The 26,330-nt window shown below is 76.2% G+C and carries 8 protein-coding genes and 2 pseudogenes; 5 read left to right on the top strand and 5 right to left on the bottom strand.

Annotated features, from left to right (window positions below):
- Positions 1 to 66 precede the first annotated feature (66 nt).
- The 5 genes and pseudogenes from IF01_RS51825 to IF01_RS0136565 all read right to left on the bottom strand — a co-directional run bounded on the left by IF01_RS51825 (position 67) and on the right by IF01_RS0136565 (position 22,221).
- A pseudogene (locus IF01_RS51825) lies at positions 67 to 4,992 on the bottom strand (type I polyketide synthase).
- Positions 4,992 to 18,530, bottom strand: a complete 13,539-nt coding sequence (locus IF01_RS0136580) for a type I polyketide synthase (RefSeq protein ID WP_051756908.1) — start codon at positions 18,528 to 18,530, stop codon at positions 4,992 to 4,994. Before IF01_RS0136580 ends, IF01_RS51825 begins: the two are co-directional and overlap by 1 nt.
- Before the next feature lie 503 nt (positions 18,531 to 19,033).
- Positions 19,034 to 19,750: an HAD-IA family hydrolase gene (locus tag IF01_RS0136575; protein ID WP_078880632.1), complete on the bottom strand. Its 717-nt coding sequence runs from the start codon at positions 19,748 to 19,750 to the stop codon at positions 19,034 to 19,036.
- A 189-nt stretch (positions 19,751 to 19,939) separates the two neighbouring features.
- On the bottom strand, positions 19,940 to 21,046 hold the full coding sequence (locus tag IF01_RS0136570; RefSeq protein WP_244215739.1) for a Gfo/Idh/MocA family protein: 1,107 nt from the start codon (positions 21,044 to 21,046) through the stop codon (positions 19,940 to 19,942).
- Positions 21,047 to 21,054: 8 nt separating this feature from the next.
- Complete coding sequence (locus tag IF01_RS0136565) at positions 21,055 to 22,221, bottom strand: DegT/DnrJ/EryC1/StrS family aminotransferase (RefSeq protein WP_030397946.1); 1,167 nt, start codon at positions 22,219 to 22,221, stop codon at positions 21,055 to 21,057.
- 161 nt (positions 22,222 to 22,382) lie between these two features.
- Here IF01_RS0136565 and IF01_RS0136560 point away from each other — a divergent pair, with 161 nt between their 5' ends.
- The 5 genes and pseudogenes from IF01_RS0136560 to IF01_RS51460 all read left to right on the top strand — a co-directional run.
- The gene (locus tag IF01_RS0136560; protein ID WP_030397945.1) at positions 22,383 to 22,823 is read left to right on the top strand and encodes a type II 3-dehydroquinate dehydratase; all 441 of its coding nucleotides are present in this window, start codon (positions 22,383 to 22,385) and stop codon (positions 22,821 to 22,823) included.
- Positions 22,823 to 23,833 (top strand): ROK family protein, encoded by a 1,011-nt coding sequence (locus tag IF01_RS0136555; protein ID WP_078880631.1) that lies wholly within the window; start codon positions 22,823 to 22,825, stop codon positions 23,831 to 23,833. The genes IF01_RS0136560 and IF01_RS0136555 overlap by 1 nt, the downstream gene beginning before the upstream one ends.
- A 104-nt stretch (positions 23,834 to 23,937) precedes the next feature.
- On the top strand, positions 23,938 to 24,960 hold the full coding sequence (locus tag IF01_RS0136550; RefSeq protein WP_030397943.1) for a 3-dehydroquinate synthase family protein: 1,023 nt from the start codon (positions 23,938 to 23,940) through the stop codon (positions 24,958 to 24,960).
- Between the two features lies 1 nt (position 24,961).
- Positions 24,962 to 25,801 carry a shikimate dehydrogenase family protein gene (locus tag IF01_RS0136545; protein WP_244215738.1) on the top strand — a complete coding sequence of 280 codons (840 nt, stop codon included), beginning with the start codon at positions 24,962 to 24,964 and terminating at the stop codon, positions 25,799 to 25,801.
- A gap of 147 nt (positions 25,802 to 25,948) precedes the next feature.
- Positions 25,949 to 26,158: pseudogene (locus IF01_RS51460) on the top strand (alkaline phosphatase); the annotation flags it as partial.
- Between the last annotated feature and the right edge of the window lie 172 nt (positions 26,159 to 26,330).

Here is a 26,330-nt window from a genome sequence, read left to right as displayed (position 1 = left end):
GCGTCGGCTCGGTGGGTCCGTGCAGTGGGTTCCGTGCGGTCGGGTGGGCGCGGTCGGGTGGGCGGTTCAGCCGCGGCCACGGAGGGCGCGGGCGACGAGGCCGTCGATGTCGAGGTCCGCGATGGCGGGCCCGTCCACGGGCGCGGGTCCCGCGTCCGGACCGGCCGCGCTCGGCCCGGGGCTCCCGGCCGCCGGACCCGCCGCCGGCTCCGTCGCCGGCTCCGGCAGCAGCTCGGACCGCAGGTGGCGGGCGAGCGCGAGCGGGGTCGGGTGGTCGAAGACCAGGGTCGCCGGGAGCCGGACGCCCGTCGCCCGGGCCAGCCGGTTGCGCAGTTGCACCGCGCCGAGCGAGTCGAACCCGGTCTCCTTGAAGGCCTGCGCGGCGGCGACGGCGTTCTTGGACGGGTGCCCGAGAACGGCGGCGGCGGCGGAGCGCACCAGGTCGAGGACCTTGCGGTGCTGCTCGCGCTCCGGCAGCGCGGCCAGCCGGGCGGCGAAGTCCGCCGCGTCGTCGGCGGGCGCACCGGTGGCGGCGGTGCGCCGGGGAGTGCGGACCAGACCGCGCAGCAGCGGGTTCAGCTCGCCGCCCGCCGCCTGCTTGCGCAACGCGTCCCGGTCCAGCCGGGTCGGCACCAGCAGTGCCTCCGGGGAACGCAGCGCGGCGTCGAACAGCGCCAGCGCCTCCTCCGTCGCCAGCGCCTTGAGACCGCCCCGGGCCAGCCGGGCGCGGTCGGCCTCGCCCAGGTGCCCGGTCAGGCCGCTGGCCTGTGCCCACAGGCCCCAGGCCAGCGAGACCCCCGGCAGGCCCTGCGCCCTGCGCCACCCGGCCAAGCCGTCCAGGAAACCGTTCGCCGACCCGTAGAGGCTCTGCCCGGCGCTGCCGAACACGCTCGCGCCCGAGGAGAAGAGGACGAACGCCGCCAGCCCCAGATCCCTGGTCGCCTCGTGCAGGTGCCAGGCGGCGTCAGCCTTCGGGGCGAACACCTCGTCCAGCCGCTCGGCGGACCGCCCGTCGAACACACCGTCGGCCAGCGCACCGGCCGTGTGGACCACCGCCGTCAGCGGATGCTCCGCCGGGACCCGACGCACCAGCTCGTCGACCACCGGGCGCTCCGACACGTCGGCCGCCAGCACCTCCACCGACGCACCCAGCGCCTCGATCCCCTCGACGAGCTCCGCCGCACCCGGCGCCTGCGCACCACTACGGCTCACCAGCACCAGCCGCCGCACCCCGTGCGACTCGACCAGATGCCGGGCCACCAGACCGCCCAGCGTCCCCGTGCCGCCGGTCACCAGCACCGTCCCCGCCGGATCCAGCACCGGACCGGTACCGGCGGGCACCTCGACGGGCAGGTCGGCACGCGCCAGGCGCGGCACCAGCACTGTCCCGTCGCGCCAGAGCGCCTGGCTCTCGCCCGAGGCCAGCAGGCCGCCCACCACCGACGGGTCCACCGCCGCGGCGGGGAAGCCCGTCCCTCCGCCACCGAGGAGCACGACCCGGCCGGGCTGCTCGTGCTGGACCGAACGGACCAGCCCCCACACCGCGTTGACCGCCGGGTCCGCGTCCGGGGGGCCGGTCACGACGACCAGCGGCTCCCCGCCCCGGGCGGGATCGGTGAGTCCCCGGTGCAGGAACTCCGCGACCCGGCCGACCAGCGCCCGGGCGCCCTCGGGGCCCTCGGCCGTCCCGTCGGTCAGGTCCAGCACCGCCGGGGCGACGGCACCGGCGGCGTCGGCGGGCAGGGCGAGCGGCGTCCAGCCCACCTGGTAGAGGTGGTCGACGGCGGCCCCGCCGAGGCCGGCGAGCCGGTCGACCGGCACCTGCCGCAGCGACAGGGAGCCGACCGAGGCCACCGGTCCGCCCGTCGGGTCGGTGAGGACGAGCGAGAACGCGTGCGGTCCGGTCTGCCGGGCGTGCACCCGCAGGGCGGTGGGGCGCGTGGCGAAGACCGCCACGTCGTTCCAGGCGAACGGCAGCAGGACGTGACCCGGCTCCGGCTCGGCGATGTCCAGGAAGTTGGTGGCCTGCAGAGCGGCGTCCAGCAGCACCGGGTGGATGCCGAACTCCTCGGCGGCCCGGCCGGCGGGCAGGGACACCTCGGCGTACACCTCGGCGTCGAGCCGCCGGACGGCCCGCAGTCCCTGGAACGCCGGTCCGTAGCCGAAGCCGCGGTCGGCCAGCCGCTCGTAGAAGCCGTCCAGGGTGACCGGCTCCGCGCCGGCCGGCGGCCACGCGCCGGGGGCGACGGTGGACGACGCCTGCTCGCCGCCCAGGAAGCCGGTGGCGTGCCTGGTCCAGGCGCCGCCCTCGCCGTCCTCGGGCCGCGAGTACAGCGCGAACGGCCGCCGGTCGTCGGGCGCGTCGTCCTCCGGCGGGTCCACCCGCAGGTGCAGTTGCAGGGCGCCGCGCCCGGGGACGAGCAGCGGGGCCTCGATCACCAGCTCCTCGACGGTGGGCGCGCCCGCCTCGTCGCCGGCCCGCGCGGCCAGCTCCAGCAGTGCGGCCCCCGGGGCGAGGACGGTGCCGGCGACGGCGTGGTCCGCGAGCCACGGGTGGTCCTTCGGGTCGAGCCGTCCGGTGAGGAGCGTCCCGCCCTCGGGCAGGTGCACCGCCGCGCCCAGCAGCGGGTGCCCGACGGGTGCCAGCCCGGCGGCGCCCACGTCGGTGGCGGGGCGGGTCTCCAGCCAGAAGCGCTGGTGCTGGAACGGGTAGGTGGGCAGTTCGGAGGCGGGGAGCAGGACGGCGTCCGGGAAGGCCGGGGACCAGTCGACGGGGATGCCGTGGACGTGGAGTTCGGCGGCGGCGAGCAGGACCCGGTCCCAGCCGCCGTCCTCACGGCGCAGGGTCCCGGTGACGACCGTCGGCGCCTCGACGGCCTCCTCCAGCGCCTCGACGACGGCGTGCGCGAGCACCGGGTGCGCGCTCACCTCGACGAACGCCCGGAAGCCCTCGCCCGCAAGGGTGCCGACGGCCTCGGCGAAGCGCACGGTCTGCCGAAGGTTGCGGTACCAGTACCCCGCGTCCAGCTCCGGACCCTCCAGCCAGCGGTTCTCCAGGGTGGAGAGGAAGGGGATCGTGGCGGTCCGGGGCTTCACGGCGCCGAGCAGCCCGGCGAGTTCGGTCTCGATCGACTCCACATGGGCGGTGTGCGAGGCGTAGTCCACCGGGATCCGGCGCACGCGGACGCCCTGCTCCTCGTAGGAGGCCACCAGGGTGTCCAGGCCGGCCGGGTCACCGGCCACCACGACCGAGGACGGACCGTTCACGGCCGCGACCTCCACACCGTCCGGCAACGCACCGGTCACCTCGGCGAGCGGCAAGCCGACCGACACCATCCCGCCGCGTCCGGCCAGGCCCCGGGCGATGGCCTGCGAACGCAACGCCACCACCGCCGCCGCGTCCTCCAGCGAGAGGATCCCCGCGACGTGCGCCGCCGCGATCTCCCCCTGAGAATGGCCCACCACCGCGTCCGGGACGACACCCAGCGACGCCCACAGGCGGGCCAGACCGACGTTCACCGCGAACGACACCGGCTGCACCACGTCCACGCGGTCCAGCGAGGCGGCCCCCGGCACCTGGTTCACCACATCCAGCAACTGTCCGGCTGCTCGGCCAGGAGTCGGCCCCAGGCGCCGGCCTGGGCGCTCAGCGCGTCCTCGGAGGCGGCCGAGAGCACCAACGGCGTTGCGGAAAAGGCCGGTTCGGCGCCCGGCTGCGGCGCGTCGTCCTCGACCGGGGCCTGCTCCAGGATGATGTGGGCGTTGGTACCGCTGACGCCGAAGGACGAGACGGCGGCCCGGCGCGGCCGGTCGACCTCCGGCCAGTCGCGGCGTTCGGTGAGGAGCGCGACCGCGCCCGAGTCCCAGTCCACCCGGACGGCCCTGCCCGTAGGTGGCCAGCACCGCCTGCGCCTCGATCGGGTCGCCCAGCGAGGTCCCCGTCCCGTGGCCCTCCACCGCGTCGACGTCCGCCGCCGTCAGCCGGGCGTTGGCGAGCGCGGCCCGGATCACCCGCTCCTGCGACGGGCCGTTCGGAGCGGTCAGACCGTTGGACGCACCGTCCTGGTTCACCGCCGAACCCCGCACCACCGCCAGCACCTCGTGCCCCAGCCGCCGGGCGTCCGACAGCCGCTCCAGCAGGAGGACGGCCACGCCCTCCGCCAAGCCCGTGCCGTCGGCGGCGTCCGCGTACGCCTTGCAGCGGCTGTCGCGCGCCAGGCCGCGCTGGGTCGCGAAGTCGACGAACACCTCCGGCGTGGCCATCACGGCGACCCCGCCGGCCAGGGCGAGCGTGCACTCGCCGTCGCGCAGCGCCTGCGCGGCCAGGTGGACGGCGACCAGGGAGGAGGAGCAGGCGGTGTCCACCGTCACCGACGGGCCTTCGAGACCCAGGGTGTAGGAGACCCGGCCGGAGGCGACCGAGCCGGAGTTGCCGATCCCGAAGTATCCCTCCAGGCCCTCCGGGAGGTTGAGCACATGGTGCGCGTAGTCGTGGTACATCAGCCCCGCGTAGACGCCGACCGGCTGCCCCTTGAGCGAGGTCGGGTCGATGCCGGCCCGCTCCAGGGCCTCCCAGGAGGTCTCCAGCAGCAGCCGCTGCTGCGGGTCCGTCGCCAGCGCCTCGCGCGGCGAGATCCCGAACAGCGCGGCGTCGAAGCCGCCCGGGTCGGCGAGGAAGCCGCCCTCCTCGGCGTAGGTCTTCCCGGCGGCGTCCGGGTCGGGGTCGTACAGACCGTCCACGTCCCACCCCCGGTCGCGGGGGAACGGGGCCATGGCGTCGGCGCCGTCGTGGACCAGCCGCCACAGGTCGGCCGGGGAGGCGACGCCGCCGGGCAGCCGGCAGGCCATCCCGACGATGGCGATCGGCTCGGTGCGCCGGGCCTCGGCGTCGCGCAGGCGGCGCTTGGTCTGCTGGAGGTCGGCCGTGACGCGCTTGAGGTAGTCGCGCAGCTTGTCGTCGTTCGACATGGGGTTCTTCCTCGTATCCGTCATCAGGAAAGGCCGAGTTCGTTGTCGATCAGGTCGAAGAGCTCGTCGTCCGAGGCCTCGCCCAGGTCGACGCCCTCCACCTCGGGCTCCTCGCCCGACTCCGCCCAGCGGGCGGTGAGGGCCTCCAGGCGGGCGGCCACCTGGGCGCGCAGTCCGTCGGGTGCCCGGGACGCGCCGGACGTCCCGGCCGTGGCCGCCAACGCCTGCTCCAGCCGGTCGAGTTCGAGCAGGACCGGCGGCACGGCCACCGAGCCCGCCAGGCCCAGCCGGTCGCGCAGGTACTCGGCGACGGCGGCCGGGGTCGGGTGGTCGAAGACCAGGGTCGCCGGGAGCCGGACACCGGTGGCCTCGGTGAGGCCGGTGCGGATCCGCAGCGAGGTCAGCGAGTCGAAACCGACGTCCTTGAACGCCTGCGCGGGCTTGACCGTCTCGTCGATGCTCTGGCCGAGCACCTTGGCCGCGCCGGCCCGGACCAGGTCCAGGAGCAGCCGGAGCTGTTCGGCCTCGCCCACCGCGGAGAGCCGGCGGAGCAGGACCTCACGGCCGTCGGCGGCGGGCGCACCGGTGGCAGCCGTGCGGCGGGGGGCGCGGACCAGACCGCGCAGCAGCGGGTTCAGCTCGCCACCGGCCGCCTGCTTGCGCAACGCGTCCCGGTCCAGCCGGGTGGGCACCAGCAGCGCCTCCGGGGAACGCAGGGCCGCGTCGAAGAGCGCCAGCGCCTCCTCCGTGGGCATGGCCGCCAGGCCGCCGCGCGCCAACCGGGCGCGGTCGGCCTCGTCCAGGTGCCCGGTCAGGCCGCTGGCCTCCGCCCACAGGCCCCAAGCCAGCGAGACCGCCGGCAGGCCCTGCTCACGACGCAACCCGGCCAGCCCGTCCAGGAAGCCGTTCGCCGACCCGTACAGGCTCTGCCCGGCGCTGCCGAACACTCCGGCGCCGGAGGAGAAGAGGACGAAGGCGGCGAGGCCGAGGTCCTTCGTCGCCTCGTGCAGGTGCCAGGCGGCGTCCGCCTTCGGGGCGAACACCTCGTCCAGCCGCTCGGCGGACTGCGCCTCGAAGACGCCGTCGGCCAGCGCGCCGGCCGTGTGGACCACCGCCGTCAGCGGACGGTCCGTCGGCACCCCGGCCACCAGAGCGTCCACCGCCGGGCGCTCCGACACGTCGGCCGCCACCACCTCCACCGACGCACCGAGCGCCGACAACCGCTCGACGAGTTCCGCCGCACCGGGCGCCCCGGCGCCGCGACGGCTCACCAGGAGCAGGTGGCGCACCCCGTGCGACTCCACCAGGCGCCGGGCCACCAGGCCGCCCAGCGTCCCCGTGCCACCGGTCACCAGCACCGTCCCCGCCGGGTCCAGCACCGGACCGGTACCGGACGGCGCCTCGGCGCGCGCCAGGCGCGGCACCACCACGATCCCGTCGCGCCAGGCCACCTGGGGTTCGCCGGAGGCTAGGGCGTCGGCCACCACCGAGGCGGGCGCCGTCGAGCCGTCGGTGTCCACCAGGACGATCCGGCCCGGGTGTTCGAGCTGCGCGGTGCGGACCAGACCCCGGACGGCGGAGGCCGCCGGGTCCGCGGCCGCGTTCGCGGTCAGGACGGCGAGCGGGCGGGCGGAGTCACCGGCCAGGTGCTCCTGGATCCCGCCGAGCGCGGCGCCGACCAGCGCGCGGGCCGCCTGCGGTGCCGACAGCCCCTCGGGGGCGCGGGTCAGGTCGAGCACGTCCTCCTCGGCGACCCGGTCCACCGCCCTCGGGAGGTCGGCCGGCGCCCAGTCGAGGCGGTACAGATGCTCGGCGGCGGCGGCGCGGGCGGTGGACAGCCGCTCGGGCGCCACCGGCCGCAGGACCAGCGCCCCGACGGCACCGACGGGCCGCCCGACCGGGTCGGTCAGCGCGAAGGAGACACTGTCCGGGCCCTCCCGGCGGGAGTGCACCCGCAGCGCGGTGGCCCCGGACGCGTACAGGGCCACGTCGTTCCAGGCGAACGGCAGCAGCACCTCCCCCGGTCCGGCCACCGGCGCCGCGCCCAGGTTGGCGGACTGCAGGGCGGCGTCCAGCAGGGCCGGGTGCAGTCCGAACCGCCCGGCGGAGTCGGCCAGTTCCTCCGGCAGTGCGACCTCGGCGAACACCTCCTCGCCGGACCGCCAGGCGGCCCGCAGGCCGCGGAAGGCATCGCCGTACTCGTAGCCGGCCTCCGCCAGCCGCTCGTAGAAGCCGTCCACCGCGACCGGCTCCGCGCCGGCCGGCGGCCACGCCTCGTAGCCGAACTCCGGTGCGGCCTCGGCCGCCAGGAAGCCGGTGGCGTGCCTGGTCCAGGCACCGCCCTCGGCGTCCTCGGGACGCGAGTGCACATGGACGGCCCGGCGGTCGTCGTCGGCGGCCGGATCGACCGTGACGCGGACCTGGAGGCCGCCGCGTTCGGGCAGGATCCCGGGGGCTTCGACGACCAGTTCCTCCAGGCGGCCGAGGCCGGTCTGCTCCCCTGCGCGCAGGGCGAGTTCGAGGAAGGCCGCGCCGGGCAGCAGGACCGTCCCGGAGACGGCGTGACCGGCCAGCCACGGGTGCGAGCGGATCGACAGACGTCCGGTGAACACCGAGCCCCCGTCGGGCAGTTCGACCAGGGTTCCGAGCAGCGGGTGCTCGGCGGCGGCGACCCCGAAGGCGGTCACGTCACCGGTGGAGGCCACGGGCTCCAGCCAGAAACGCTGGTGCTGGAAGGCGTAGGTGGGCAGTTCGGAGGGTCGGACGGCGCCGGCCCCGGCGTAGGCGGAGGACCAGTCGACGGGGATGCCGCGGACGTGGAGTTCGGCGGCGGCGAGCAGGACCCGGTCCCAGCCGCCGTCCTCGCGCCGCAGGGTCCCGGTGACGACCGTCGGCGCCTCGACGGCCTCCTCCAGGCCCTCGACCACGGCGTTCGCCAGTACGGGGTGCGCGCTGATCTCCACGAAGGCCCGGAAGCCCTCGCCCGCCAGGGTGTCGACGGCCTCGGCGAAGCGCACGGTCTGCCGAAGGTTGCGGTACCAGTAGCCGGCGTCCAGCTCCGGGCCCTCCAGCCAGCGGTTCTCGACCGTCGACAGGAACGGGACGGCGGTCGGCTGCGGCCTCACCGACCCCAGCAGCTCGGCGAGTTCGGCCTCGATCGACTCCACATGAGAGGTGTGCGAGGCGTAGTCGACGGCGATGCGCCGCACCCGCACACCCTGCTCCTCGTAGGAGGCGACCAGGGTGTCCAGTCCGGCCGGGTCACCGGCCACCACGACCGAGGACGGACCGTTCACGGCCGCGACCTCCACGCCCTCGGGCAGTGCACCGCTCACCTCGGCGAACGGCCGAGCCACCGACACCATGCCGCCGCGTCCGGCCAGACCCCGGGCGATGGCCTGCGAGCGCAGCGCCACCACCGCCGCCGCGTCCTCCAGCGAGAGGATCCCCGCGACGTGCGCCGCCGCGATCTCCCCCTGCGAGTGACCCACCACCGCGTCCGGGACGACACCCAGCGACGCCCAGAGGCGAGCCAGACCGACGTTCACCGCGAACGACACCGGCTGCACCACATCTACGCGGTCCAGCGAGGCGGCACCCGGCACCTGGTTCACCACATCCAGCAACGACCAGTCGACAAAAGGCTCCAACGCCTTGCCGACCTCACCCAACGCCTCCGCGAACACCACCGACTCGGCCAGCAACCGCCGACCCATCCCCACCCACTGCGAACCCTGACCCGGGAAGACGAACACCGACCGCCCGCTCACCTCCGCCCGACCGGACACCAGCCCGGCCGCGGCCTCGCCGTCGGCCAGCGCCTTCAGGGTGTCGACGAGCGCGGCCCGGTCGGCTCCGACGGCGACCGCCCGCTCGGGGAACCCGGTGCGCGCGGAGACGAGGGCGCGGGCGGTGGCGGCGAGGTCCGGCGCCGACTGCCCCTGCGCGTAGGCCGCGAGCCGCGCGGCCTGCTCGCGCAGGGCCGCCTCCGAGGTGCCGGAGACCACCCAGGCCACCGCGCCGTCCCCGTCCCCGGCGGCGACGGTCGCGGCCGCCGGGTCCACCGGCTCGGCCTGCTCAAGGATCACGTGGGCGTTCGTCCCGCTCACACCGAACGCCGAGACACCGGCCCGGCGCGGGCGGCCGACCTCCGGCCAGGACCGCTGCTCGGTGAGCAGGGCGATGCCGCCCGAGGACCAGTCGATGTGCGAGCTGGGCGCGTCCACGTGCAGGGTCTGCGGCAGCACGCCGTGCCGCAGCGCCTCGACCATCTTGATCACGCCGGCCGCGCCGGCGGCGGCCTGGGTGTGGCCGATGTTGGACTTCACCGACCCGAGCCAGAGCGGCTGTTCGGCCGGGCGGTCCTTGCCGTAGGTGGCGAGCAGGGCGTGTGCCTCGATCGGGTCGCCGAGCGGGGTGCCGGTGCCGTGCGCCTCGACGGCGTCGACGTCGGCGGCCGTCAGGCGGGCGTTGGCGAGCGCGGCCCGGATCACCCGCTCCTGCGAGGGACCGTTCGGAGCCGTCAGACCGTTGGACGCACCGTCCTGGTTGACGGCCGAACCCCGGACCACCGCCAGCACCTCGTGCCCCAGGCGCCGGGCGTCGGAGAGCCGCTCCAGCAGGAGCAGGCCCACGCCCTCGGACATCCCGAACCCGTCGGCGGCGTCGGCGAAGGCCTTGCTCCGGCCGTCGGTGGCGAGGCCGCGCTGCCGGGAGAAGCCGACCAGGCCTTCGAGCGTGGACATCACCGAGGCGCCGCCGGCCAGGGCGAGCGTGCACTCCCCGGCGCGGAGCGCCTGGGCGGCGAGGTGCAGGGCGACCAGGGAGGAGGAGCAGGCGGTGTCGACGGTGATCGCGGGCCCCTCCAGGCCGAGGGCGTAGGAGAGGCGGCCGGAGAGCACGCTGCCCGCGTTGCCGGTGACCAGGTAGCCCTCGTCGGCGGCGCCGCCGGTGCCCTGGGTGCCGTAGTCCTGGCCGTGGGTCCCGATGAAGACGCCGGTCGGGGTGGCGCGCAGGGCGGTGGGGTCGAGTCCGGCGCGCTCCAGGGTCTCCCAGGCGACTTCGAGCAGCAGCCGCTGCTGCGGGTCCATCGCCAGGGCCTCGCGCGGGTTGATGCCGAAGAAGGCGGCGTCGAAGTCGGCGATGCCGGGCAGGAATCCGCCGCCGCGCACATAGGTGCGGCCGGGGGCGTCGGGGTCGGGGTCGTAGCTGCCGTCGAGGTCCCAGCCCCGGTCGGTGGGCAGGCCGGTGACGGCGTCGCCGCCGCCGGCGACGAAGCGCCAGAGGTCCTCGCCGGAGTCGAGGCCGCCGGGGAAGCGGCAGCCGACGGCGACGATCGCGATCGGCTCGTCCTCGGTCCCGGCGGCCCGTGCCGCGGGGGCGGCGGGGGCGGCGGGGGCCGGTTCCTCGCCGACGAGTTCGGTCGCGAGGTGGGCGGCGAGGGCCTTGGGCGTCGGGTAGTTGAAGACCAGAGTGGCGGGCAGCCGCAGGCCGGTGGCGGCGCCGAGGGCGTTGCGGAGTTCGACGGCGGTGAGCGAGTCGATGCCGAGTTCCTTGAACGCCTTGTCGACGTCCAGCGCCGCGGCCGAGCCGTGGCCGAGGACGGCGGCGGCGGTGTCGCGGACGAGGGCGGTCAGCACCTCGTCGCGGTCGGCGGCGGAGAGTCCGGCGAGCCGCCGGGCGAGGGCGCCGGCGCCGTCCGCGGCGGTGCGGGCGGCGGCCCGTCGCAGGGCGCGGGGTGCGCGGGCGGCGGGTGCCAGGTCGCGCAGCAGCGGCGGGAGGTCCTCGGTCCGGACGCCGGTGACGTCGAGCCTGATCGGCACCACGGCCGCGGGCTCGCCGGTGAGCGCGGCGTCCAGCAGGGCGAGGCCCTGGTCGGCGGAGAGGGGGCGGGTGCCGACCCGGGCCATCCGGGCGAGGTCGGTGTCGCTCAGCCGGCCGCCCATGCCGGCGGCCTCGGCCCACAGGCCCCAGGCGAGCGACACGGCGGGCAGTCCGAGCGAGCGCCGGTGGGCGGCCAGGCCGTCGAGGAAGGCGTTGCCGGCCGCGTAGTTGCCCTGACCGGAGCCGCCGAGCACGCCGGAGGCGGAGGAGTAGAGCGCGAAGGCGGCCAGGTCGAGGCCGGCGGTGAGTTCGTGCAGGTGCCAGGCGGCGTCGACCTTCGGGCGCAGCACGCTGTGCCACTTGGCGGCGTCCAGGGCTTCGATCACGCCGTCGTCGACGATCCCGGCGACGTGGACGACGCCGGTCAGACGGTCGGCGAGGGTGTCGACGACGGCGGCCAGCGCGGTGCGGTCGGCGGTGTCGACGGCCTCGGCGCGGACCAGGGTGCCGTGCGCGGCGAGTTCTTCGAGCAGGTCGGCGGGCACGACGGAGCGGGAGAGGAGCACGAGTTCCGCGACGCGGTGGACCGCCGCGAGATGCCGGGCCACCAGGCGGCCGAGGCCGCCGTTGGCGCCGGTGACCAGGACGGTGCCGCCGGCCAGCGAGGACGGCGTGGCCTCCGCGGGGGCGGGCCTGGCGGCCGGGCGGCGCAGGCGGGCGACCAGCAGGCGCCCGTCGCGCAGCGCCAGCTGCGGTTCGTCGTCCGGTGCGGCGGCCACCGCCCGGGCGGCGTCGGCCGGGTCGTCGGCCTCGACGAGGACGAAGCGGCCGGGGTTCTCCGACTGGGCGGTGCGCACCAGGCCCCGGACGGGTTCCTGGACGAGTTCGCCGCGCCGGGTGACGACGACGAGCCGGGAGTCGGCCGTCCGGTCGTCGGCCAGCCAGGCCTGGAGCGCCCGCAGGACGTCGTGGCCGACGGCGTGGGCGCGCTCGGGCACGGTGTCGGCGGGCGCGCCGACACCGGCGGGCAGGACCACGAGCGGCGGCAGGGCGCCGTCCTCGGGCAGCTCACTGTGGAGGGCCCAGTCGGGCGACTGGACGGCCTCGGGCGCGGCCTCGGGGGCGGGGACCCAGTCGACCTCGAACAGGGCCGCGTCGTCCGCCGGACCGGCGGTGAGGCCGCTCGGGTCCACCGGCCGCACGGTGAGGGCCTCGACGTCCACGACGGGGGCGCCGGTGTCGTCGGCGGCCCGGATGGTGAGGGTGTCGGGGCCGGCGGGGGTGACGACCACGCGCAGCGCCTCGGCGCCGACGGCGTGCAGGCGGACGCCGGCCCAGGAGAAGGCGAGCCTGGGCACGTCGGCGCCCGGGAAGAAACCGGCCTCGCCGAGCGGGTGGAGGGCGGCGTCCAGCAGGGCGGGGTGCAGACCGTAGGCGGCGGCGTCCGAGGTGGTGTCGGGCAGGCGGAGCTGGGCGTAGAGGCGGCCGTCGGCGAGCCAGGCGGCCTCGACGGCGTGGAACGCGGCGCCGTAGGCGACGGTGAGCCGGTCGTAGAGGCCGTCGATGTCGAGCGGGCGGGCTCCGGCGGGCGGCCAGACCGTCAGTTCGTCGGCGGTGGCGGGCTCCGGACCCTCGGGGGCGAGCGTTCCGGTGGCGTTGACGTGCCAGGGCAGACCGGTGCCGGTGCGGGTGAGCAGCCGGACGGCGCGGCGGCCGTCCTCGGCGTCGCCGACGTGGACCTGGAGGTCGAGACCGCCGCCGTCCGGGACGACGAGCGGGGCGGAGACCGTCAGTTCCTCGACGGTGGGCGCGCCGAGCCGGCGGCCGACGTGGGCGAGGGCGTCGAGCAGCGCGGTGCCGGGCACCAGCGTCGCGCCGCCGACCCGGTGGTCGGCCAGCCAGGGCAGGGTGTGTTCGGTGATCCGGCCGGTGAAGACGGCGCCTTCCTCGGCGCCGAGGAGCAGTTCGGCCTCCAGCAGCGGGTGGCCGGCCTTGTCCAGGCCGACGGCGGCGAGGTCACCGGCGGCGCGGCCCGGCCGGAGCCAGTAGCGCTCGCGCTGGAAGGGGTAGGTGGGCAGTTCGGAGGGGCGGACGGTGTCGGCCCCGGTGTGGGCCGGGGACCAGTCGACGGGGATGCCGCGGACGTGGAGTTCGGCGGCGGCGAGCAGGACGCGGTCCCAGCCGCCGTCCTCGCGGCGCAGGGTCCCGGTGACGACGGTCGGCGCCTCGACGGCCTCCTCCAGGCCCTCGACCACGGCGTGCGCGAGCACCGGGTGCGCGCTCACCTCGACGAACGCCCGGAAGCCTTCGCCCGCCAGGGTGTCGACGGCGTCGGCGAAGCGGACGGTCTGCCGCAGGTTGCGGTACCAGTAGCCCGCGTCCAGCTCCGGACCCTCCAGCCAGCGGTTCTCCACCGTCGACAGGAAGGGAACAGCAGCCGGCTGCGGCCTCACCGACCGCAGTAGCTCGGCGAGTTCGGCTTCTATGGACTCCACGTGCGCGGTGTGCGAGGCGTAGTCCACCGGGATCCGGCGCACCCGGGCGCCGCGCTCCTCGAAGGCGGCCACCACGGTGTCCAGGCCGGCCGGGTCACCGGCGACCACGACCGAGGACGGGCCGTTCACGGCCGCGACCTCCACGCCGTCCGGCAGCGTACCGGTCACCTCGGCGAGCGGCAGCCCGATCGACACCATCCCGCCGCGTCCGGCCAGACCCCGGGCGATGGCCTGCGAACGCAACGCCACCACCGCCGCCGCGTCCTCCAGCGAGAGGATCCCCGCGACGTGCGCCGCCGCGATCTCCCCCTGCGAGTGACCCACCACCGCGTCCGGAACCACTCCCAACGACGCCCAGAGGCGAGCCAGACCGACGTTCACCGCGAACGACACCGGCTGCACCACGTCCACCCGCTCCAGCGAGGCGGCACCCGGCACCTGGTTCACCACATCGAGCAACGACCAGTCGGTATGGGGCTTCAGCGCCTCCGCGGCCTCCTCCAGAGCCCGCGCGAACACCGCCGACTCGGCCAGCAGTTGCCGACCCATCCCCACCCACTGGGACCCCTGGCCCGGGAAGACGAACACCGACCGACCGCTCACCTCCGCCCGACCGGACACCAGCCCGGCCGCGGCCTCGCCGTCGGCCAGCGCCCGCAGCCCGCTCAGCACCCGCGCCCGGTCCGCGGCGACCACGACGGCCCGCCGTTCCAGCGCGGCCCGGGAGCCGGCGAGCGCACGGGCGACGGCCGGCGCCTCGGCGACGGGCCTGGCCTCGGTGAACCCGGCCAGCTGTCCGGCCTGTTCGCGCAGGGCCTCGGGGGAACGGGCGGAGAGCAGCCAGGGCACCGGGGTGGCGGAGCCGGCGTCGAGTCCGCCGTCGAGTCCTACGGGCACCGCCCGGTTCGCCGGCTCCTGGGCGGGGGCCTGCTCCAGGACGACGTGGGCGTTGGTGCCGCTGACGCCGAAGGAGGAGACGGCGGCCCGGCGCGGCCGGTCGACCTCCGGCCAGGCCCGTTCCTCGGTGAGCAGGGCGACCGCGCCGGACGGACGGCCCTGCCCGTAGGTGGCCAGCACCGCCTGCGCCTCGATCGGGTCGCCCAGCGAGGTCCCCGTCCCGTGGCCCTCCACCGCGTCGACGTCCGCGGGCGTCAGCCCGGCGTTGGCGAGGGCGGCGAGGATCACCCGCTCCTGCGAGGGACCGTTCGGAGCGGTCAGACCGTTGGACGCACCGTCCTGGTTGACGGCCGAACCGCGGACCACCGCCAGCACCTCGTGCCCCAGCCGCCGGGCGTCCGACAGCCGCTCCAGCAGCACCAGGCCCACGCCCTCGGCCCAGGCGGTGCCGTCGGCACCGTCCGCGTAGGCCCGGGCCCGGCCGTCGGCGGAGAGCGCGCGCTGGCGGGAGAACTCGACGAAGGAGGTGGGCCGGGCCATGATCGCGGCGCCGCCGGCCAGGGCGAGCGTGCACTCGCCGTCGCGCAGCGCCTGCGCGGCCAGGTGCAGGGCCACCAGGGAGGAGGAGCAGGCGGTGTCCACCGTCACCGACGGGCCTTCGAGGCCGAGGGTGTAGGAGATGCGGCCGGAGGCGACCGAGCCGGCGTTGCCGGTGCCGAGGTAGCCCTCCAGGCCGTCCGGGACCTCGGCGAGCTCGGTGGCGTAGTCGTGGTACATCAGGCCCGCGTAGACACCGACCGGCTGCCCCTTGAGCGAGGTCGGGTCGATGCCCGCGCGCTCCAGCAGTTCCCAGGAGGTCTCCAGCAGCAGCCGCTGCTGCGGGTCCGTCGCCAGCGCCTCGCGCGGGGAGATCCCGAAGAAGGCGGCGTCGAACTCGCCCGCGTCGTGCAGGAATCCGCCGTGGCGGGCGTAGGAGGTGCCGGGGACGGCCGGGTCCGGGTCGTAGAGGGCGTCGAGGTCCCAGCCCCGGTCGGCGGGGAAGGGGGTGATCGCGTCGGTGCCCTCGGCGACCAGCCGCCACAGGTCGGCCGGGGAGGCGACGCCGCCGGGCAGCCGGCAGGCGGCGCCGACGATCACGACGGGGTCGTCGGCGGGCGCCACGGTGCGCGCTACCGGCACGGGCCGGGCGGTGGCGGCCGGACGGCCGGTCAGCGCGTTCAGCAGGAACGCCGCGACGGCGGTCGGGTTGGGGTGGTCGAAGGCGAGGGTGGCGGGCAGCCGCAGGCCGGTGGCGGCGGTGAGGCGGCCGCGCAGTTCGACGGCGGTGGCGGAGGTGAAACCGAGGTCCTTGAACGGGCCGTCGGGGCGGATCGGGTCGGGGCCGTCGCCGGCCAGCCCGGCGGTCTCCGCGAGGACGAGGTCGAGCAGCTCGCGCTGCCGGTCGGCGGCCGGGCGGCCGGCCAGGCGGCGGCGCAGTGCGGCGGCGGTCGCGGTGTCCGGGGCGCTCGGGCCGGCCGGGGTGTCGATGAGGTCGCGCAGCAGGGCCGGCACGTCCTGCGGGGCGAGCGCGTCCAGCCCTTCCGGGTCGAGCCGGAGCAGCAGCAGGGAGGTGTGGTCGGCCAGGTGGGCGGCGTCGAAGGCGGCGGCGCTCTCCTGCGCGGTGAGCCGGCCGAGACCGGGCGGCACGGGGCGTCCGTCCCCGTCGGCGGGGCCGGTGATGAGGGCGAGGCCGGGCAGGCCGTGGCGGCTGCGGTGGTGGGCGAGGGCGTCGAGGAACGCCGCCGCGGCGGCCTCCCCGGGGGCGCCCGGGGTGCCGAGCGGTCCGACGGTGGGGGTGTGCACGACGAAGGCGGACAGCTCGGTGCCGGCGGTCAGTTCGTGCAGGTTGACGGCGGCGGCGAGGGCGGCGCCGAGGCCGGGGAAGGCCGCGCCGGGGGTGTGGACGACGGCGTTGAAGCGCGTGCCCGGGCCGGCCAGCCAGCCGGCGAGGGCGTCGCGGTCGGCGAGGTCGAGGGCGCTGAGGGTGGTCTCGGCGCCGGCGGCGGTGAGCCGTTCGGCGAGTTCGGCGGCGGCCCGGTCGGCGGGGCCGTGCGGGCTGGTGAGCAGGATCCGGCGCACGCCGCGGCCGGCCACCAGGTGGTGGGCGACGGCGGCGGCGGCCGGCCCGTCGGCGCCGGTGACCAGGACGGCGCGGCGCGGGTCGAAGCGGGCGCCGGGCTCGCCGTGGGCGAGCGCGGCGGACACCCGGGCGGCGCGCGGGCGCAGCGCCACGCCGGAGCGGACGACGAGTTCGGGTTCGCCGGAGGCGACGGCGGTGGTGAGGGCGTCGGCGGCGTTCTCCTCCGCGTCGAGGTCGACCAGCAGGAACCGGCCGGGGTTGGCCACCCGGGCGGCGCGGACCACTCCGCGCAGCGCGGCCTGGACGAGGTCGGTGGCGCCGCCGGGTCCGGCGGCGCCCCGGGTGACGACGACCAGCGCGGTGTCGGCGAGCCGTTCCTCGGCGAGCCAGGCGGTGAGCTGTCCGTCGAGGGCGCGCACTGCGTCCTCGACGTCGGCGGCGAGCGGTCCCGGGGTGCGCAGGCCGGCGCCGGCGCCGACGCCGAGCACGGCGGCATCGGGCAGCGGGCCGGCCGCGGCCAGCGCGGCCGGGTCGGGGTGGGTGGCGGCGCCGAGGGCGTCGGCGAGGCCGAAGGCGTCGGCGCCGAGCACCGCCCAGGTGCCGGCGGCGGGGCGGGCGCCGGGGACGGAGGAGAGCGGCAGCCAGTCGACGCGGAACAGGTGCTCGTAGTGGCTGCCGCCGGCGGCCCGCAGCCGGGCGGGCGCGTCGAGCAGCACATGCCGGGTGATCTTGCCGGAGGCGGTGCGCGGGATGCGCTCCGTCTCGTACAGCTCCTCGGGGACCTTGAAGTAGGAGAGCCGTTCCCGGCAGGCGGCCAGCAGGGCCTCCGGGTCGAGGCCGCCGGGGCCGGGCACCAGGAAGGCCACCGGCACCTCGCCGAGCACCTCGTGGGGCTTGCCGACGACGGCGACGTCCGCGACGCCGGGCACGCCGCGCAGCACCTCCTCGACCTCGGCCGGGTGGATGTTCTCGCCGCCGCGGATGATGAGTTCCTTGATCCGGCCGGTGATGGTGAAGTAGCCGGAGCCGTCGCGCCGGGCGAGGTCGCCGGTGTGGTACCAACCGCCGCGCAGCGCCTGCTCGGTGGCCTCGGGCTGGTTGTGGTAGCCGAGCATCACGCTCGGGCCGCGCACCCAGACCTCGCCCTCCTCCCCGTCGGCGACGTCCAGGCCGGTCCCGGCGTCGACCAGGCGCACGCCCAGGCCCGGGACGGGCAGGCCGCAGGAGCCCTCGACGCGGGCACCGGTGGGCCAGTTGACGGTGATCGAGCCGCAGGTCTCGGTGGAGCCGTAGGCGTCGATGAGCGGCGCGCCGAACGCCTCCTCGAAGGAGCGCCGCAGCGTGGCGGTGGTCATCGCGCCGCCGACCAGGCACATCCGCAGGGCCGGCGCGGTGAAGCCGTCCTCCCGGGCCGCGCGCACCAGCTGCTGGTACATGGTGGGCACGCCGGCCAGGAAGGTCGCGGACTCCTCGCGGACGGCCTCCAGGACGTCCCGCGCGGCGAAGCCGTCGAGGATGCGGGCGGTGGCGCCGACGGCGGTGACGCTCAGCACGCAGGCGATGTGGGACAGGCTGTGGAACAGCGGCAGCGGCCAGACCACCCGGTCCTCGGCGCTCAGGCCGGGCACCGGCACGTAGCAGGCGGCGACCGACCAGAGGCAGTTGCGCTGGGTGGACAGCACGCCCTTGGGCCGGCCGGTGGTGCCGGAGGTGTAGAGCATCCAGGCGGGGTCGTCGAGGCCGAGGTCGTCGCGCGCGGGGGTGGCGGGGTCGGTGGTGGCCAGGGTCTCGAAGGAGAGGGTGCCGGCCGGGACGGGGCCCTCGCCGGTGACGATCACCCTCAGGTCGGCCCGGGCGCGGACGAGGGCGTCCAGGCCGGCGGCGCGGGCGGCGTCGGTGATGACGACGCGGGCACCGCTGTCGTCCAGCAGATGGGTGAGTTCGGCGGCGGTGGCGTGCGGATTGAGCGGGACGCCGATGGCACCGGCGCGCAGGATGCCGAAGTAGGACTCCACCACCTCGACGCTGTTGCCGAGCAGGATCGCGGCCCGGTCGCCGGGCTGGAGGCGCAGGTCGGCGAGGTGGCCGGCGAGCCGGCCGGTGCGGGCGTGGAGCTCGGCGTAGGTCACGCCGCGGACGGCGTCGCGGAACGCGGTCCGGTCCGAGCTGTCGCGGGCGTGCTCGGCCAGCAGTTCGGGCAGCGGCCGGATCAGCTCGGTGCGCAACATGCCGTCACTTCCTTGGGTCGGTTCGGGTCGGGTCGGCGTCGGGTTCGGGGCGGGTCGGGTGGGCTCGGCCCGGGTCGGTTCGGGCCTGGAGCGGGGGCATTCGGTTTCCGCCCGGCACCCGGGTCGGTGGCGGCGTCATGGAAATTCCGTTTGCGGGCGGCTTTCCCCGGTACGGGACCGGTGCATTTCCGGTCGGCCTTTTCAGGGCGGCCTTTCCGGGGAAGCTGTTCCGGGGCGGCCGTACGCGAATTCCCGCCGGTCACAGTCTCGTACGGCGGGGGCTCCGGGCCGCCCCTATCCGACCCCCTATACGGGCCCTATTCATGGAGCGCGGGGCCCGATGAGAGGGCGCGCGTGGTGCGGTGGCCGGGAACCACGCCGCCCCGCCGGGCGTGGGCACGGCGGGGCGGGGCGGGGCAGGGCAGGGCAGGGCACGGCGGGCGGACCGGCCCGGCCGGTGGGGCGGCCGGGCGGTCCGGACTCGGGGCCGGTCAGTGGGCCGGTCAGTGCACCGGGGCGGGCTCGGGCAGCAGCGCGAGCAGGTCGGCGGGCCGGCGCAGCACCGCATCGGGCCGTTCGGCGAGCAGCGCCGCCTCGTCGGTCTCGCCCCACAGCGCCGCGATCGCGCCGACCCCGGCGCCCCGGGCACTCGCCAGATCGGTGACGGCGTCGCCGACCATGACGGTCCGTTCGGCCGGCACGTCGAGCAGTTCCAGAGCGCGCAGCACGATGTCGGGCGCGGGCTTGGCCCGGGCGACCTCGTCGGAGCCGAGCACGTGGTCGAAGTGGTGCAGCAGGCCGAGCTGGTCGAGCAGCGAGCGGGCCCGGGGGCCGCTCTTGCCGGTGGCCACGGCCAGCCGGATGCCGCGCCGGTTGAGCTCGACGAGCAGTTCCCGTGCCCCGGCGTGCACGGTGACCTCGGGGGCGAGCCGGTAGCTCTCCCGGACGAAGGGCTCCTCCAGGGCGAGCGGCAGACCCATGATCCGCATGATGTCCGGGAAGTAGCGGCCCAGGTGGCGGCTGTACTCCTCGAACGGCGGGTTGCCGTCGCCGACCACCTCCTCGTAGGCGGCGAGGAACGCCCGGCGCATCACGTCGAAGCTGTCGACGATGACGCCGTCGAGGTCGAAGACCACGGCGCGCAGCGGGAGGGAGGCGGCGAGCGCGTGTCCGTCGGGTCCGGTGGTCGGGGCGGTGGCTGTGGGCTGGTCGATCGGCATGGGATCTCCATGGGACGGCGGGCTGCCCGGACGGGTGACCGGGCCTGACGCCCCGGGGCCGACGGGATCGGCACGGCCTCCGGGGCCGGGGCACGGGGGCTGCTCGGTCGAGCCGCGGCTCGGCGCGGCGGGGGCGGAAGGTCGTCCGCCGACGACGAGCGGACGGCGTGGGCGGTCGGACGGCGGCGGTCAGACGGCGAGGGCCGCGGCCTCGTCGGCGAGCCGCGACCGCGGGGCGCGGGCCGCCGCGTAGAGCCGCTCGATGACCGAGATGGTGTGGTGGGCGCGGTTCACGGCCGCGCCGCGCGAGGCCGGGTCGGCGAGCAGGGCGGGCAGTTCGTCGAGCTGGCGCACGTACTCGGTGCCGACGGCCTCCCCGGGCAGCGGGACCTCGGTGGTGACGCCGTCGCGGGTCCGGGTGAGGCGCGGGACCCGGCGGTTCGGGCTGAAGCCGAAGGTGCACTCCAGGGTCGCGGACCCGGTGGCGCCCTCCACGGTGATCCGGGTGGTGTCGACGGACTCGTGGGAGGCCCAGCTCGCCCGCACCGCCACCGAGACGCCGGTGTCGGTGAGCAGGAAGCCGCGGGCGGTGTCCTCGACGTCGCCCGCGCCGTCCGGCCCCTCGGTGCCGCGCCAGCCGGCGCCGCGCCTGCCGTCGTTGACGAAGTCGGCGGAGAGCGAGCCGAGCACCGACGGGAACCGGACGTCGCCGCCGAGCACGGCCTGCGCCGTGTCCAGCAGGTGCCAGCCGAGGTCGACCAGGGCGCCGCCGCCGGAGAGCCGCCGGCTGGTGAACCACCCGCCGGCGTCGGGGACACCGCTGGCGCGGACCCAGGCGAGGTCGACGTGGCGGATCGGGCCGAGGTCCGCCGCCAGTTCGGTGAGGGCGGCGACGTCCGGCCGGTAGCGGGCGGCGCTGCCCGCCAGCAGAACGGTCCCGCCGGCGCGTTCGGCGGCGGCCAGCCGGTCCGCCTCGGCGGCGCTGAGGCAGACCGGCTTCTCCAGGAACACCGGGATGCCGCGGGCGAGCAGACGCTCGGCCACCGGGGTGTGCAGGTGGTTGGGCACCGCGACGACCGCGAGGTCGACGTCGGGCCCGAGCAGATCGGCGTCGGCGAGGAGGGCGGCGCCGGACGGCACGTGCTCCGCGCCGCCGGGGCCGGGCTCGACGACGGCGGTGACCCGGTAGGCCGGGTGGGCCGCCAGCCGGGGCAGCCAGATGGTGCGGCCCGCCCAGCCGAGGCCGACGACGGCCACCCGCACCGGGTCGTCCGGCCCCCGTCCGGCGGTGCTCACCCGCGCGTTCACACCGCGGCCAGGGCGTCGGCGATGATCTGCGCGGTGTCCTCGATCGCCTGCTCGCTCGCGAGGAGGGTGCGGTGGTGCAGCCAGATGCCGTCGGCGGTGAGCGCCTCGCTGTTGGGGCAGGCCTTGGCCAGCGCGTCGACGGTGGTGTCGGGCGCGGCCGACTCCCAGAAGCCGTCCGAGCGGTAGATGGCGCGGAAGACCACGAAGGCGGGCAGGCCGCGCGCGATCAGGTCGTCGACCAGGGCGTTGCGCCGGTCCTCACCGAGGTCGGGCACCCGGAACATCGCCATGTAGTGCGGGACGCGGTCGGCCCGCTCGTCGTGGCCCTGCGGCACCACGCCGGGGATCTCCGTCAGCAGGCTCTTGAGCTGCTTGGCGCGCTCCTCGCGGACGCTGATCTGGCCGTCCAGGCGGGCGAGCTGGGCCCGCAGCACGCTCGCGGAGAACTCGTTGAGCCGGAAGTTGGAACCCGAGGTCTGGTGGAAGTACTTCCGGTCCGTCGGCGGGCGGCCGCAGCTGTGCCGCAGGAACGCCTCGTCGTACTGGGCGGTCTCCGGGAAGGTGACGGCGCCGCCCTCGCCGGCCGTCATCAGCTTGCCGTTCTGGAAGCTGAACGCGGCGATCGAGCCCAGTTCGCCGACCCGGCGGCCGCGCCAGCGGGCGCCGTGGGCGTGCGCGGCGTCCTGCACGATCGAGACGCCCGAGTCGGCGGCGAGCTTGCCGAGGGCGTCCAGGTCGGCGATCTGGCCGGCGATGTGGACCGGCATGATCGCGCGGGTCCGCGGGGTGATCGCGGCCGCGGCGGCCTCGGGGCTCAGGTTGTAGGTGTCGAGGTCGACGTCGACCGGCACCGCGGTGGCACCGAGCCGCTGGGCGGCCTGGGAGGAGGAGATGAACGTGAACGCGGGCACGATGACCTCGGTGCCCGGGCCGACGCCGAGCAGCTGGAGGGCGATCTCCAGCGCGTGGGTGCCGTTGGTGACGGCGAGCGCCTTGGCGGCGCCGTGGTAGTCGGCGAACTCCTGCTCGAAGGTGTCGACCTCCTTGCCGCCCATCCGCCACCACTGGCCCTGCTCCAGCGCCCTGAGCAGTCCTTCGCGCTCGGCCTCGTCGTACTGCGGCCAGACCGGGAACTCCGGGGCCTGACGTCCTTGGGCAGTCATGATTCCGCGCAGCCTTTCCTTCGGGGGACCGTGGAACGGCACGCTAACCCAGGAAATGCGGCCCGTCACCTCCCCTACACACCCCCCTAGAAAGCCCTTGTCCTGCAGCTCGGAAGCCATCCGGGGGGTTCCTCCGGGAAACTCGCTGCTATAACCGGAATATGAGCGAACTGCTATTGCTGAACGGCCCCAATCTCGGAATTCTCGGCCGCCGCGAACCGGAGGTCTACGGCACCGACACCCTGGCCGACATCGAGGCCGCGGTCGCCGCCGAGGTGGCCGGCCGGGGCTGGAAGGTGGTCTCCGTCCAGCGCGAGTCGGAGGGTCAGCTGATCGAGGCCGTGCAGGACGCCTGGGACGGCTCCGTCGGGGCGATCGTGAACCCGGGCGCGCTGATGATCGCCGGCTGGGGCCTGCGCGACGCGCTCGCCGCGTATCCGCGGCCGTTCGTCGAGGTGCACCTGTCCAACGTCTGGGCGCGCGAGTCCTTCCGGCACGAGTCGGTACTGGCGCCGCTGGCCTCGGGCGTGATCGTCGGGCTCGGCGCACTCGGCTACCGGTTGGCGGCGCAGGCGCTGCTGGCGAAGGTCCCGGCGTCCTGATGGGCCTCGCGACGGCGCAGGGCTCCACTCCTCAGGCCCCGACCCAGGCCGTAGCCCCGACCCAGGCCGTAGCCCCGGCCCAGGCCCCGACGGCCGCCCGGGGCGTGCTCGGCATCGACATCGGCGGCACCAAGGTGGCACTGCGCGCCGAGGACGGCCCGCCGGGCGGGCCGGTCCGCACCGAGGAAGCCGTGCTCCGCTGGCCCGGCGCCCGGGTGGCCGGCGCCTACGCCGACTGGACGGCGCTGGCCGGCACGGTCGCCGACCTGCGCGAGCGCTGGGAGGGCGACTTCGCGGCGGTCGGGGTGGCCGTGCCCGCGACCGTCGGCCCGGACGGCCGGGTGCTCGCCTGGCCGGGCCGCCCCGGCTGGCGCGGCTTCGACCTCCTCCCGGCACTGCGGCGGCTCTTCCCCACCGCCGCGCTGGCCTGGGCGGACGACGGTGATCTCGCCGCGCTCGCCGAGGCCGTGCACGCCGGGTCCGGGAACGTGGTCTACCTGGGTGTCGGGACGGGCATCGGCGGCGGTGTCGTGCACGAGGGCGCGCCGCTGCCGGGCCCGGGGCGCGGCTCCTGCGAGGCGGGACACGTGATCGTCGACCGCAGCGGCCCGGTCTGCGACTGCGGGCGGCGCGGCTGCCTGCAGGCCACCGCCTCCGGTCCGGCGACCCTGCGGCGCGCGGAACTGCTGCTCGGCGCTCCGGTCGAGTACGCGGAGCTGCGGACCGGGCTGGCCGAGGGCGCACCGTGGGCGGTGGAGGCCGTCGAGGAGACCTGTGCCGCGCTGGCGGCGGCGGCCGTCTCGCTCGGCGAGCTGTTCCACCCCGAACTGACCGTACTGGGCGGCGGGTTCGCCGAGGGCCTGCCCGGCTTCACGGCGCGGGTCGAGGCGCACGCCGCCGCGCTGGCCCGCCCCGGCGTCCCGGCCCCCGTGATCCGGCCGGCCGTGCTCGGCGGGCTGTCCTCGCTGCACGGCGCCCTCGCGCTGGCGCGGCTGCAGCCCGTGTCCTGAAGCCGCTCCACCGAGCGCCACCACACCGACCACCCCTGGGAGCCGAGTTGACCACGACAGAAACCCCCGTCCCTTCCGCACCCCACGTCCGCACGGACGGCGGGCTGCGCCGCATCGACGTGGAACTGGGCGATCGAGGCTACCCGGTGCTGATCGGCCCCGGCGCCCGCCACCGGCTGGCCGGGGTACTCGCGGGGATCGGCGCCCGCCGGGTCGCGGTGGTCAGCGCCCGGCCCGCCGAGTGGCTGCCCGACACCGGCCTCGACACCCTGGTGGTGGAGGCGAAGGACGGCGAGGAGGGCAAGTCCCTCGCCTGGGTGGCCGAACTGTGCAGCCGCTTCACCGCGTTCGGCCTGGGCCGGGCGGACGCCGTGGTCTCCTGCGGCGGCGGCACCACCACCGACGCGGTCGGGCTCGCCGCCGCGCTGTACCACCGGGGAGTGCCCGTGGTGCACCTGCCCACCTCCCTGCTGGCCCAGGTCGACGCGAGCGTCGGCGGCAAGACGGCGGTGAACCTCCCGGAGGGCAAGAACCTGGTGGGCGCCTACTGGCAGCCGTCCGCCGTGCTCTGCGACACCGACTACCTCAGCACCCTCCCGCCGCGCGAACGCGTCAACGGCTACGGGGAGATCGCCCGCTGCCACTTCATCGGCGCCGGGGACCTCCGCCACCTGCCGCTGCCCGAGCAGATCGCCGCGAGTGTCGCCCGCAAGGCCGCCGTGGTGGCCGCCGACGAGCGCGACGCCGGGCTGCGGCACATCCTCAACTACGGCCACACCCTGGGCCATGCGCTGGAACGCGCCACCGACTTCCGGCTGCGCCACGGCGAGGCGGTCGGCATCGGCACGGTCTTCGCCGGCCGGCTGGCGGGCGCACTCGGCCGGATCGGCCCCGCGCGGGTCGCCGAGCACCACGAGGTGGTGGCCCACTACGGCTTGCCCACCGCGCTGCCGCCGGAGGTCGACACCGGGGCGCTGGTCGCCCTCATGCGGCTGGACAAGAAGGCCGTCGACGGGCTCTCCTTCGTCCTGGACGGCCCGGGCGGCGCCGAACTCGTCAGCGACGTCCCCGAGTCACTGGTCGCCCGCACCCTGGACGCGATGCCGCGCGCGGCTTGGGAGGCCTGAGGTGCCCGTTCCCCCCTCCGCGCCGACCGCCGGACCGCCGATCTCCGGACCGCCGATCTCCGGCCGCACCCGGCTGTTCGCAGTGCTCGGCGACCCGATCGCCCAGGCCAAGGCACCCGCGCTGCTCAACCCGCTGTTCGCGGCGAGCGGCGTGGACGCCGTACTCGTCCCCGTGCACGCCCCGGCGGACCGGCTCGACGAGGTCGTGCGAGGGCTGAAGGCCGTCGCCAACCTGGACGGGCTGCTGGTCACCGTCCCCCACAAACTGGCGATGTGCGGGCACGCCGACGAACTCAGCGAGGCCGCCGCCCTGCTGGGCAGCACCAACGCGCTGCGCCGCGAACCGGACGGCCGCTGGTACGGCGACAACTTCGACGGCGCGGGCTTCGTCCGGGGCCTGGCCGCCGCGGGCCACCACCCGGCCGGACTGCGCGTGGCACTGGCCGGCGCCGGAGGCGCGGGACTCGCCATCGCCGCCGCCCTGCTCACCGAAGGAGCCGCCGCACTCACCGTCACCGATCCCGACCGGGACCGGGTCAACGCCCTCCTCGACCGGCTCGGCACCCGCTGGCCCGACCGCGTGACCACCGCCCCTCACCCGCCCTCCGACGTCGACCTCGCGGTCAACGCCACCCCCCTGGGCCTGGCCCCGACCGACCCGCTCCCCTTCGACCCGGCACCGCTGGCACCCGGCGCACTGGTCGCCGACATCATCATGACCCCAGCCGAAACCCCCCTGCTGCGCACCGCCGCCACCCTCGGCCTCGCCACCCACCCCGGCATCCACATGCTCACCGAACAACTGCCGCTCTACCGCTCCTTCTTCCGCCTTCCGGGATAGCCCCCCGCTCACCCGGAACGGGCCGGACGGGACGGACTCGCAGGACGAACGGAGAAGCAGGGCGTTCGGGCAACGTGCGGAGGGTGAGCCGTTGCCGGATCGGGCGGGCGAAGTGGGACAGGGTGCGTCCTCCGCGCAGTAACCGGGCTGAGGACCGGGCTCCTCGAGGGCGCCTCCGCCGACAAGCAGGGCCACGAGGCCGACCCCTGTGGACGGATGGGCGGAACGGTGGCCCTCGGCCACGCGGTCGCGGTCGCCCGGGACTACGCCACCCGCCGCCCCGGGACGCTGGTGATCGCCACCCCCGACCACGGGCACGCCAGTCGGACCCGGCCGAACCGGAACAGCCGGGCGACTCGAAAGACTACGAAGAACCAGGAGCCTGTCTCCTTGGTGGGGCCGGTGCGGCGGTTAATGGGTTGCGGGGTTCCCGGGCGGGGGTGTCGGATCCCGGGCATGACAATTGTGCTGGGGACGCCGGCCGTGGCCGGGGTGCGCGAGGCCATGGGCGCGCTGCGGGAGTGGCAGT

The organism is Kitasatospora purpeofusca (assembly GCF_000718025.1).
GTDB lineage: Bacteria > Actinomycetota > Actinomycetes > Streptomycetales > Streptomycetaceae > Kitasatospora > Kitasatospora purpeofusca.
This window is presented reverse-complemented; position numbering and strand designations above follow the sequence as displayed.